Genomic DNA, 10,553 nt, shown 5'->3' on the forward strand with positions numbered 1-10,553 from the left:
CGGCTTCATCTTCCAGCTATGGACGTCTGAACGCCATTCGGCCGTTCGGCTAATGGCGCGCGTCGCAACTGCGTGCGATGCTGACTGTGACTCGGCGACGCGGGCGACGGCGCGGTCTTCAGGCCGATCGCGCTTTACTGCCCTTCGCGCGCGAGGGCGGCCTGAACAGCTTGACGGTGCGGATCGCCTGGTCGTCGCTGCGCATCACTTCGAGCTTGACGTCGCCGATCTGCACGCAGACGTCGCCATCGGGGATGTCTTCGAGGATTTCGAGAATCAGGCCGTTGAGCGTTTTCGGGCCGTCGGTGGGCAGCGTCAGTTGCAGCCAGCGGTTCAGTTCACGCAACGGCATGCTGCCCGCGACGATGCATTCGCCCGCTTCGTTCCAGCCGCCGCGCGAACTCGCGCTGCGCGGAATCGATGTGGTGAATTCGCCGATCAGTTCCTCGATGATGTCTTCCGGCGTGACCATACCCTGCAGCTCGCCGTATTCGTCGACGACGAGCGCGATGCGCTGACGGCTCTCCTGGAAGTACTGCAACTGCTGGAATACCGGCGTGCCGCTCGGCACGAAATACGGCTCGGCGAGCAGTTCGCGCAGGGTGTCGCGTTCGAGCTCCTGGTTGTGCAGCGCCGCGAGTGTCTTGCGCACGTGCAGCACGCCCAGCACGCGATCGATGTCGCCCTGGTAGACGATCAGCTTGTTGTGGTAGCAGGTTTCGAGCTGATGCAGGATTTGCTCGAACGGCGCGTCGAAGTCGAGCGCCTCGATGCGGCGGCGCGGGATCATCACGTCGTCGACGGAGATGTTTTCGAGGTCGAACAGGTTCAGCAGGATGCTGCGGTGCTTGGTCGGCATGAAGCTGCCGGCTTCGAGCACGATGGTGCGTAGCTCTTCCGTGGAGAGCCGCTGATCGCGCGCGCCTTTCGTATTGATGTGCAGTACGCGGAGGATGCCGTTGGCGAACAGATTGACGAACCAGATGAGCGGCTTCGCGGCGCGCATCAGCGGTCCGATCAGCAAACTCGCCGGCAGCGCGATTTTTTCGGGGAAGGTGGCGCCCACGATCTTCGGTGTGATTTCCGCAAACACGATGATCAGGAACGCGACAATGCCGGTTGCGATCGACAGCACCAGGTTATTGCGGCCGAACGTGTGCAGCGCGATCGACGTGGTCAGCACCGGAATGATCGTGTTGAACAGATTGTTGCCGATCAGGATCACGCTCAGCAGTTGATCGGTGCGCGCGAGCAGGCCTTGGGTCGTTTTCGCGCCGAGCGCGTTTTTACTGGCGAGGTGTTTCAGGCGATGGCGGTTGAGCGCCATCATCGCTGTCTCGGAAATGGAAAAGAAGGCGGAGCAGATGAGCAGCAGAAGGACGGCGCCGATCTGCGCCCATAAGGGAAGTTGTTCCACGCGTCGTGAAAAATAAGGGAAAGGATGGAGAGAATATAGCAGAGGGGCATGCGCGTACCGCTCCGACGGCAGGGCGAGCGGCACGCTGGCCATTTCTCGCTTCGTCTCGCGAAGGCTCGCTGTACGCGAGTAATGTAAAAAGCTGTCGCGCAAAACAAAAAACCGCCGAGCATCGCTGAGGCGGTTTTTGAACCTTGAACTAACAAGGAGAATCTGGTCGGGGTGAGAGGATTCGAACCTCCGGCCTCTACGTCCCGAACGTAGCGCTCTACCAGGCTAAGCTACACCCCGATTAGGTACTGCTGACTCGATTCAGACTAATTCGGTGTTTCAGTCTCGTTCAAGACTGTCTTGCCGTCGAGTAAGAACATAATTCTAGCAGGCTCTCTTTGAAAATGGAATGGGGAAATGAAGAAATCGCTGCTGCGGCTGCCTGCGCTTCCTGTTTCGCACATTCGAGCGTGTGATCGAGCGCGCCCGAACGCGTGATCGCCTCGAAAATCGTGTCGAAACGATCGGTGCCGCCCTGCTCGATTGCTTCACGCGCGAGGGCCGACTGTTCCGGCGTACCGCGCTCGATCAGATAGATGAGCGGCAGCGTCGGCTTGCCTTCGCGCAGATCGTCGCCGGCATTCTTGCCCATCGACTCGGCCGTGCCCGTGTAGTCGAGCCAGTCGTCCATGATCTGGAACGCGGTGCCGATGCGGCGACCGTACTCGGCGGCGGCCGCTTCGATTTTCGCGTCGGCGCCCGCCAGCACTGCGCCGAGCTGGGCTGCGGCTTCGAACAGCTTGGCGGTCTTGTAGCGGATCACCTGCATATAGCGGGCTTCGTCGACGTCGGCGTCGTGCATGTTCAGCAACTGCAGCACTTCGCCTTCGGAGATGATGTTGGTCGCCTCCGACAGAATCTCCATCACGCGCATCTTGCCCACGCCGACCATCATCTGGAACGAGCGCGAATAGAGGAAGTCGCCGACCAGCACGCTGGCCGCGTTGCCGAACAGCGCGTTGGCGGTCTGGCGGCCGCGCCGCAGGTCGGATTCGTCGACTACATCGTCATGCAGCAGCGTAGCCGTGTGAATGAATTCGACGACCGCCGCCAGTTCATGCCGGTGCCCCGTCGTATCGCCCAGAGCGCCGGCCACCAGCAACAGCAGCGCGGGACGCAGCCGCTTGCCGCCGGCACCGATGATGTACTCGGAAATCTGGTTGATCAGCATCACGTCCGACGCAAGACGTTGCCGGATGACGCGATTGACCTGCTGCATGTCTTCGGCGATCGGAGCAAGCAGGCTGGCGACGTTGGGGGAGGGGGTGGCGGTCGACGACATGATGGCTGAATTGGGTAGTGCCGCGAATTATAAGGCGATCGAGGCAGTTCCGGGTCGTTTGGCTGCTGCGCGGCCGTGTTTGCGGCGTCGCGGACTGGCCCGGCGGGGTTGCTTGCGCAGGCGTCGGGCGCTGTTTGTGGCCGCTCCGGCGGGGGCCAGGCAGGCGAAGCGGGGGATGCGGGCGGATTAGTATGCGGGTTTTGACCGCGAAGCTAACTCTATGTATAATCGACAGTTTCCGCGCGCGGTGCGTGGGAAAAATGAACACAGAGTGAGGTTCTCAATGTACGCGGTCATAAAAACCGGTGGCAAGCAGTACAAGGTTGCCGTCGGCGAAAAACTTAAAGTAGAACAGATACCGGCAGACATTGACGCTGAAATCACGCTCGACCAGGTTCTCGCAGTGGGCGAAGGCGAATCGATTAAGTTCGGTACGCCGCTGGTCAGTGGGGCTTCCGTCAAGGCTACCGTCGTGTCGCAAGGTCGTCACGCAAAAGTGACCATCTTCAAGATGCGTCGCCGGAAGCACTACCAGAAGCATGGCGGCCACCGCCAGAACTATACCGAACTGCGCATCGACGCGATCAACGCGTAAGCGCACCGGTTAAGGAGCAAATCAAATGGCACACAAAAAGGCAGGCGGATCGTCCCGGAACGGCCGCGACTCCGAATCGAAGCGCCTCGGCGTGAAGGTTTACGGCGGCCAGGCTATCAACGCTGGTGGCATCATCGTGCGTCAGCGCGGTACGCGTATGCACGCTGGTGAGAACGTCGGCATGGGCAAGGATCACACCCTGTTCGCGCTGAAGGACGGCCACGTCCAGTTCTCGACCAAGGGCGCGGCGAAGAAGCACACCGTTTCCGTCGTCCCGGCAGCCTGAGTTTAATCAGGCACGGGCTTCAGGACCGGAAAAAGGCCCCGCGAAGTTCGCGGGGCCTTTTTTATTGCGGCGCCTTCCTGATCGCGCCGCTTCGGGCGATGGGACCGGCCACGCATCACTGGCAGCTATGCCATATGGTCGATTGATCAACGCGCGGCGCGCGCGGCAAAATAGCAGAATTCATCTGGCAGCATTCCTGCATCACATCGGCAGCACAATCAGGTAGCACATACGGGACGGAGTTACGCATGAAGTTCATTGACGAAGCGAGGATTGAAGTCATCGCCGGCGACGGAGGGGATGGCAGCGCGTCGATGCGCCGCGAGAAATTCGTTCCGTTCGGCGGCCCGGACGGCGGCGACGGTGGCCGTGGCGGCAGCGTGATCGCGGTCGCGGATCGCAATATCAATACGTTGATCGACTACCGCTACGCGAAAAAGCATCTGGCGCGCAACGGCGAAAACGGCCGCGGCTCGGACTGCTATGGCAAGGGCGGCGACGACATCACGCTGCGCATGCCGGTCGGCACCACGATTACCGACATGGATACCGGCGAGCTGATCGCCGATCTGACCGAGCACAACCAGAGCGTGCAAATCGCGCAGGGTGGCGCGGGCGGTCTCGGCAACCTGCATTTCAAGTCCAGTACCAACCGCGCACCGCGTCAGAAGACCGACGGCAAGCCCGGCGAGCGTCGCATGGTGCGCCTCGAGCTGAAGGTGTTGGCTGACGTCGGTCTGCTCGGCATGCCGAATGCGGGCAAATCGACGTTTATTTCGTCGGTGTCGAACGCGAAGCCGAAAATCGCCGATTACCCGTTCACGACGCTTGCGCCGAATCTCGGCGTGGTCCGCGTCGGGCCGAGCCGTAGCTTCGTGATCGCCGATATTCCGGGGCTGATCGAAGGCGCGGCGGAAGGTGCAGGCCTCGGCCATCAGTTCCTGCGCCACCTGCAGCGTACGGGGCTGTTGCTGCACATCGTCGACATTGCGCCGTTCGACGACGCGGTCGATCCGGTCGTGGAAGCGAAGGCGATCGTCAACGAGCTGCGCAAATACGACGAACTGCTCTATAAGAAGCCGCGCTGGCTCGTGCTGAACAAGCTCGACATGGTGCCGGAAGACCAGCGCGAAGCACGCGTGGCGGCCTTCCTCGAAGGCTTCGGCTGGGACGGCCCGGTGTTCGAGATCTCGGCACTGACCGGTCAGGGCTGCGAAAATCTGTGCTACGCGGTGTTCGACTATCTCGCCGAGCACTCCGACGCGCAGCGCGCGGCCGAAGCCGAAGATCTCGCTGCCGACGTGCGTTTCCGCGACGGACCGGAGGTCTCGGCGGCGGCAGGCGAAGCGAACAACGACCCGCAGGAATAACAACTCGAGCGCCGGCGCCAGCGGCGGCTGCCGGCATGCATCAGGCGTCATCTTGGGAGACAGCGCACAATGCGTTCCGTCATCGCAGATTCACGGCGATTGGTAGTGAAAGTCGGCTCGAGCCTCGTCACCAACGACGGGCGCGGCCTCGACCACGCGGCGATCGGCCGTTGGGCCGCGCAGATTGCCGCACTCCGCGCGCAGGGTAAGGAAGTGGTGCTGGTCAGCTCGGGCGCGATCGCCGAGGGCATGCAGCGGCTCGGCTGGACCAGGCGACCACGCGAAATCGACGAATTGCAGGCGGCCGCGGCCGTCGGCCAGATGGGCCTTGCGCAGGTGTACGAGAGCCGCTTCGCCGAGCATTCGATCCAGACCGCGCAGATCCTGCTCACGCACGCCGACCTCGCCGACCGCGAGCGTTATCTGAATGCGCGTTCCACGCTGCTCACGTTACTGCGCCTCGGCGTCGTGCCGATCATCAACGAAAACGACACGGTCGTCACCGATGAAATCAAGTTCGGCGACAACGACACGCTCGGCGCGCTGGTTGCCAATCTGATCGAAGGCGATGCGCTGATCATTCTCACGGACCAGCAGGGCCTCTTCACCGCCGATCCGCGCAAGGACCCGAGCGCGACGCTCGTCCAGCAGGCCGATGCCGGCGCGCCGGAGCTCGAAGCGATGGCGGGCGGCGCGGGTTCGAGCCTCGGTCGCGGCGGGATGCTGACCAAGATTCTCGCCGCCAAGCGCGCGGCTCATAGCGGCGCCAATACGGTGATCGCGAGCGGGCGCGAGGCGGACGTGCTGTTGCGGCTCGCTGCGGGCGAGGCGATCGGCACGCAACTGATCGCGCGTACGGCGCGCATGGCCGCACGCAAACAGTGGATGGCCGATCACCTGCAGGTGCGCGGCCACGTCGTGATCGATGATGGCGCGGTCGAAAAGCTGACCGCAGGCGGCAAGAGCCTGCTGCCGATCGGTATCGTCGGCGTGCAGGGCGCGTTTGTGCGCGGCGAGGTGATTGCCTGCGTGAGCGCGTCGGGGCGCGAGGTCGCGCGTGGTTTGACGAACTACAGCAGCGCGGAAACCAAGCTGATCCAGCGGCGTCCGAGCGGCGAGATCGAATCGGTGCTTGGCTACATGCTCGAGCCGGAGCTGATTCATCGCGATAATCTCGTGCTGATTTGACGTTTCGGCGGCAGCACGGGTAGAAACCGTGCACAGGGCGTTAAAAGCCCGCGAAAAAGTCTCATGAAAAAAGCCGTTCCAGCACCAGGCTGGAACGGCTTTCTTTTATCCGCGAGAATCCGTGCGCCGGCTTCAGTGAATCAGCGACGTCTGCGTCCGCTTGTAGCGAATGTTCTCGACGATCTGCTTCGCGCTGCCGGTCGGCATCTTGTTCGCGCACATATAGTCCTGATACAGCACCGCCTGATAGGCGTTCAGCGCGCCGTTTTCGATCCGCGAAAACTCGTTGACGACGGTCTTGTCCCAGTCGTCGTGATCTGCGTTCAGGCCCGCGTACTGACGCCATTCGTAGGTGTCGCAGCGAATGCCCTGGTAGCTGACATTGCGCGCCCCGCTCGGGCTCGTGACGACCACGGTGTAGCGCACCACGCCATCGTCGCCGACGCTGAGCGACTTCGGATCGATCGCAAATTGCAGCGGCGTGTTGCCGGACACTTCGAACGGCAGCAGATTCGCGTCTGTGGGCAGTGGCGGCAACGTGTCCACTTTGTTTTCCACCCAGTTGCCCTTGCGGTCCAGCAGGTAGACGAACGCGCTGTCGTCTTTATTGGTCGGCTTGCCGGCGCTCGAACAGCCTGCCAGCAGGGCGCCGGTGGCGACGCACGCCACGGCGAGTGCAAATGCTTTCAATATGATTTCCTCGAAAGACCGACGCGGCTTGAAAGCCGCGCCGGAGAGAGGCAGCGTGGACAGCCGCCCGGAATGGTTAATCGCGACCGCCCCGTCGGACCAGAGGGAACTGGGCGCCGGCCTCGTCGGCCGTTTCGCGTTCGCGCTCAGGACCCGCCGCGCTTGCGCCGCCGGAACCGCAATCCGGCAGGATCAGCACGTGCGTCGAGGTTTCGACGCTGACCGAACTCACGGTCGTGACGGTGGTGATTACCGTGCTTACCGTTGAATCCGGTGGGCTTTGCATCGACGACGCTATCCGGGGATAACGCGGCCCATGATGCCCGCCAGGTTTTTCCGTACGCGGCGCAGGCCGGCGCATGAAACGGGACAGCTCCGTCAGCGCCAACTGATACACATCCCGCTTGAACTCGATCACACAGTCGAGCGGCACCCAGTACTCGTTCCAGCGCCACGCATCGAACTCAGGGTGGTCGGTGGCGCGCAAGCAGATGTCGCAGTCGCGTCCTACCATCCGGAGCAAGAACCAGATTTGCTTCTGGCCGCGATAATGACCGCGGACCTCGCGCTTGATGAACTTGTCAGGCACCTCGTAACGCAACCAGTCGCGCGTGCGACCAATCACCTTGACGTGCTCGGGGTGCAGCCCGGTCTCTTCGTGTAACTCCCGATACATCGCTTGCACAGGGGTCTCACCATATTTGATGCCCCCTTGCGGAAACTGCCAGGAATGTTCACGGAGCCGTTTGCCCCAAAACACCTCGTTGTGCGCGTTCAAGAGGATGATGCCGACGTTCGGGCGAAAGCCTTCACGATCCAGCATACAACCACCTTCGAATCCTTTAAAATTGCTTTGATTATAAACAGATAACGAACCCTACGCACCGAATCGCATAAGAATGGAACGATTCGCCGCAACAGGCCCGTGTTTGCGGTAGCCTGTCGGTTTTTCCGTGCCCTGTTCCTTGCGCGAGAGGCTTTGCGCGGCGGTTTCGGTGCCGTGGGCGGCAGCGCGTGCCGTCGGTCGGGCGAAGCGGGCCGGCCCCGCAACGGATCTGTGTCGATTTCCCCAACGTTTTCACCTTTTCGGGCGGTCCCTCCGGAGCCGCCGCTTTTGGACAATCTGAATGAAAGCCTCCCGTTTCTTTATCGGCACCCTGAAAGAAGCGCCCGCCGACGCCGAAATCATCAGCCACAAGCTCATGGTGCGCGCGGGCATGATCCGTCGCGTCGCGGGCGGTATCTATAACTACCTGCCGGTCGGCCTGCGTTCGATCCGCAAGGTGGAAGCCATCGTGCGCGAGGAAATGAACCGGGCGGGCGGGATCGAACTGCTGATGCCAGCGGTGCAGCCGGCCGAACTGTGGCAGGAATCGGGCCGCTGGGAAAAATACGGTCCCGAGCTGCTGCGCTTCAAGGACCGCAAGCAGGCCGATTTCGTGATGGGCCCGACGCACGAGGAAGTCGTCACCGACATCGCGCGCAACCAGATCAAGAGCTACCGTCAGCTGCCGGTCAACTTCTATCAGATCCAGACCAAGTTCCGCGACGAGATCCGTCCGCGTTTCGGCTTGATGCGCGGCCGCGAATTCATCATGAAAGACGCGTACTCGTTCGACAAGGACGCGGATGGCCTGCGCGAGTCGTATCGCAAGATGTACGACGCGTACGTGCGCATCTTCACGCGCCTCGGCCTCGAATTCCGCGCGGTCGCGGCGGACAACGGTTCGATCGGCGGCAGCGGCTCGCATGAGTTCCACGTGATTGCCGACACCGGCGAGGACGCAATCGCCTATTGCCCGACCTCGGACTTCGCGGCGAACGTCGAAGCCGCCGACGCATTGCCGCTGATCGCGCAACGCGCCGCACCCACCGAGGACATGAAGAAGACCGCGACGCCGGGCAAGGCGAAGTGCGAGGCCGTCGCCGAACTGCTGAACATTCCGCTCGAGCGCACCATCAAGTCGGTGATTCTCGCCACTGAAAACGAAGGCGCCGAGCCGACCATCTGGCTGCTGATGCTGCGCGGCGACCACGATCTGAACGAGATCAAGGTCGGCAAGCTGCCCGGTCTCGCCGACTTCCGCATGGCGACCGAAGCCGAGATCATCGAGACGTTCGGCACGCCGCCGGGCTACCTCGGTCCGATCAACACGAAGAAGCCGGTCAAGGTGATCGCGGACAGCACGGTCGCGAACATGAGCGACTTTGTGGTCGGCGCGAACGAAGTCGACTATCACATCACCGGCGTGAACTGGGGCCGCGACCTGCCGGAGCCGGTCGTCGCCGACGTCCGCAACGTGAAGAAGGGCGATCCGTCGCCGGACGGCAAGGGCGTGCTCGACATCTGCCGCGGCATCGAAGTCGGCCACGTGTTCCAGCTCGGCACGAAGTACTCCGAAGCGATGAACGCGACCTGCCTCGACGAAACCGGCAAGCCGCGGCCGATGGAAATGGGCTGCTACGGCATCGGCGTCACGCGTATTCTCGGCGCCGCGATCGAACAGAATTTCGACGACAAGGGCATCATCTGGCCGGAGTCGATCGCACCGTTCGAAGTCGTGCTGTGCCCGATGGGCTATGACCGCAGCGACGCGGTGCGCGAGCAGGCCGACAAGCTGTACGCGGAACTCGTCGCGGCTGGCATCGACGTGATCCTCGACGATCGCGGCGAGCGTCCGGGCGTGATGTTCGCCGACTGGGAGCTGATCGGCGTGCCGCATCGTCTGGTGATCGGCGATCGTGGTCTGAAGGACGGCAAGCTCGAGTATCAGGGCCGTCGCGACACCGAAGCGACGCTGCTGCCGGTCGAGAGCGCCGCACAGGCCGTGATCGACAAAGTCCGCGCGGCACTCGCGCGCTAAGCGGAGCGGGCAGTGGAGTACACCTTCCTGTCCGCGACGGTGCTGCTGATCCTGATCACCGATCCGCTCGGCAATATTCCGATCTTCATCAGCTGTCTGCGCGGCGTGTCGCCCGAGCGGCGCACGATCGTGATCCTGCGCGAGGTGGCGATCGCGTTTGTGATCCTGCTGGTGTTCATGGTGCTCGGGCAGAGCTTTCTGCGGATGATGAGCCTGAGCGACCAGTCGCTGCGGATCGGCGGCGGCATCGTGCTGTTCCTGATCGCGCTGCGGATGGTGTTTCCGCATCCTGACGGCCCGTTCGGCGGCGACGCGCGCGGCGGCGAGCCGCTGATCGTGCCGCTCGCGATTCCGGCGCTGGCGGGCCCGTCGGCGTTGGCGACGGTGATGCTGCTGAGCTCGCAGGCACCGGGCAAGACCTTCGAATGGATCGGCGCGCTGACCGTCACGATGATCGTCTGCGCGATCGTGCTGATGCTGGCCGAACGCATTCAGGCGTGGCTCGGCGAGCGCGTGATGGCGGCGTTCGAACGGCTGATGGGGCTGGTGCTGGTGGCGATTTCGGTCGAGATGATGCTCGGCGGGATCCGCTCTTTCGTGCATCACCTGTGAACGCGTCGGCGGTTGCCTCGGTGCATGTATTAACGCGCTGCCCACGCAGCCATGAAAAAAGCGGCCATCCATGAACTGACCCCGCGAAGTTGGACGGTTAGAGATTAAACGGTACGCGAGGCCTGGGTCCTGTATTGCACGGGACTCAGGCCTTTCAACTTGAGCCTGATGCGTTCGTGGTTGTAGTAATGGATATAA

11 protein-coding genes and 1 tRNA gene are annotated in these 10,553 nt (G+C 62.5%); 6 read left to right on the forward strand and 6 right to left on the reverse strand.

The genetic code is table 11. The annotated features are described in order from the left end of the window. Positions 1-118: 118 nt before the first annotated feature. The 3 genes from HHL14_RS30655 to HHL14_RS30665 all read right to left on the reverse strand — a co-directional run bounded on the left by HHL14_RS30655 (position 119) and on the right by HHL14_RS30665 (position 2,750). The gene (locus HHL14_RS30655) at positions 119-1,417 is read right to left on the reverse strand and encodes an HlyC/CorC family transporter (RefSeq protein WP_169501357.1); all 1,299 of its coding nucleotides are present in this window, start codon (positions 1,415-1,417) and stop codon (positions 119-121) included. Between the two features lie 214 nt (positions 1,418-1,631). Next, a tRNA-Pro gene (locus HHL14_RS30660) sits at positions 1,632-1,708 on the reverse strand. Positions 1,709-1,757: 49 nt separating this feature from the next. Further along, positions 1,758-2,750: a polyprenyl synthetase family protein gene (locus HHL14_RS30665; protein WP_169501358.1), complete on the reverse strand. Its 993-nt coding sequence runs from the start codon at positions 2,748-2,750 to the stop codon at positions 1,758-1,760. A gap of 283 nt (positions 2,751-3,033) precedes the next feature. On the opposite strand from HHL14_RS30665, the gene rplU reads away from it, so the two are divergent. From rplU to proB, 4 genes are all read left to right on the forward strand, one after another. After that, positions 3,034-3,345 carry a 50S ribosomal protein L21 gene (gene rplU / locus HHL14_RS30670; RefSeq protein WP_007180329.1) on the forward strand — a complete coding sequence of 104 codons (312 nt, stop codon included), beginning with the start codon at positions 3,034-3,036 and terminating at the stop codon, positions 3,343-3,345. Positions 3,346-3,370: 25 nt separating this feature from the next. Next, positions 3,371-3,631 (forward strand): 50S ribosomal protein L27, encoded by a 261-nt coding sequence (rpmA, locus tag HHL14_RS30675; protein WP_008923994.1) that lies wholly within the window; start codon positions 3,371-3,373, stop codon positions 3,629-3,631. Positions 3,632-3,879: 248 nt separating this feature from the next. Further along, positions 3,880-5,001, forward strand: a complete 1,122-nt coding sequence (gene cgtA / locus HHL14_RS30680; protein WP_169501359.1) for an Obg family GTPase CgtA — start codon at positions 3,880-3,882, stop codon at positions 4,999-5,001. A gap of 69 nt (positions 5,002-5,070) precedes the next feature. After that, complete coding sequence (proB, locus tag HHL14_RS30685; protein WP_169501360.1) at positions 5,071-6,189, forward strand: glutamate 5-kinase; 1,119 nt, start codon at positions 5,071-5,073, stop codon at positions 6,187-6,189. Positions 6,190-6,321: 132 nt separating this feature from the next. On the opposite strand, the gene HHL14_RS30690 is transcribed toward proB, so the two are convergent. Both HHL14_RS30690 and HHL14_RS30695 read right to left on the reverse strand, forming a co-directional pair. Continuing rightward, a complete protein-coding gene (locus HHL14_RS30690; protein ID WP_169501361.1) occupies positions 6,322-6,879 on the reverse strand; it encodes a CNP1-like family protein in 558 nt (185 codons plus the stop codon). 76 nt (positions 6,880-6,955) lie between these two features. Beyond that, entirely contained in the window at positions 6,956-7,702 is a 747-nt protein-coding gene (locus HHL14_RS30695; RefSeq protein ID WP_169501362.1) for an RNA pyrophosphohydrolase, read from the reverse strand. Positions 7,703-8,006: 304 nt separating this feature from the next. Between HHL14_RS30695 and HHL14_RS30700 the strand changes: the two genes are divergently transcribed. Next, positions 8,007-9,743 carry a proline--tRNA ligase gene (locus HHL14_RS30700; protein WP_169501363.1) on the forward strand — a complete coding sequence of 579 codons (1,737 nt, stop codon included), beginning with the start codon at positions 8,007-8,009 and terminating at the stop codon, positions 9,741-9,743. 12 nt (positions 9,744-9,755) lie between these two features. Next, entirely contained in the window at positions 9,756-10,355 is a 600-nt protein-coding gene (locus HHL14_RS30705; RefSeq protein ID WP_169501364.1) for a MarC family protein, read from the forward strand. A gap of 104 nt (positions 10,356-10,459) precedes the next feature. On the opposite strand, the gene HHL14_RS30710 is transcribed toward HHL14_RS30705, so the two are convergent. Further along, positions 10,460-10,553, reverse strand: a 94-nt coding sequence (locus HHL14_RS30710; RefSeq protein WP_169495559.1) for an IS3 family transposase, incomplete at its 5' end; no start/stop codon positions are given.

Origin of the sequence: Paraburkholderia antibiotica (genome assembly GCF_012927125.1) — a bacterium.
GTDB classification, from domain to species: Bacteria; Pseudomonadota; Gammaproteobacteria; order Burkholderiales; family Burkholderiaceae; genus Paraburkholderia; species Paraburkholderia antibiotica.

What these genes read in the sequence shown, in the direction of transcription:
- cgtA (WP_169501359.1), top strand. Translation starts at nt 3,880, where the DNA reads ATGAAGTTCATTGACGAAGCGAGGATTGAAGTCATCGCCGGCGACGGA.
- HHL14_RS30695 (WP_169501362.1), bottom strand. Translation starts at nt 7,702, where the DNA reads ATGCTGGATCGTGAAGGCTTTCGCCCGAACGTCGGCATCATCCTCTTG.
- HHL14_RS30665 (WP_169501358.1), bottom strand. Translation starts at nt 2,750, where the DNA reads ATGTCGTCGACCGCCACCCCCTCCCCCAACGTCGCCAGCCTGCTTGCT.
- proB (WP_169501360.1), top strand. Translation starts at nt 5,071, where the DNA reads ATGCGTTCCGTCATCGCAGATTCACGGCGATTGGTAGTGAAAGTCGGC.
- HHL14_RS30700 (WP_169501363.1), top strand. Translation starts at nt 8,007, where the DNA reads ATGAAAGCCTCCCGTTTCTTTATCGGCACCCTGAAAGAAGCGCCCGCC.
- rpmA (WP_008923994.1), top strand. Translation starts at nt 3,371, where the DNA reads ATGGCACACAAAAAGGCAGGCGGATCGTCCCGGAACGGCCGCGACTCC.
- rplU (WP_007180329.1), top strand. Translation starts at nt 3,034, where the DNA reads ATGTACGCGGTCATAAAAACCGGTGGCAAGCAGTACAAGGTTGCCGTC.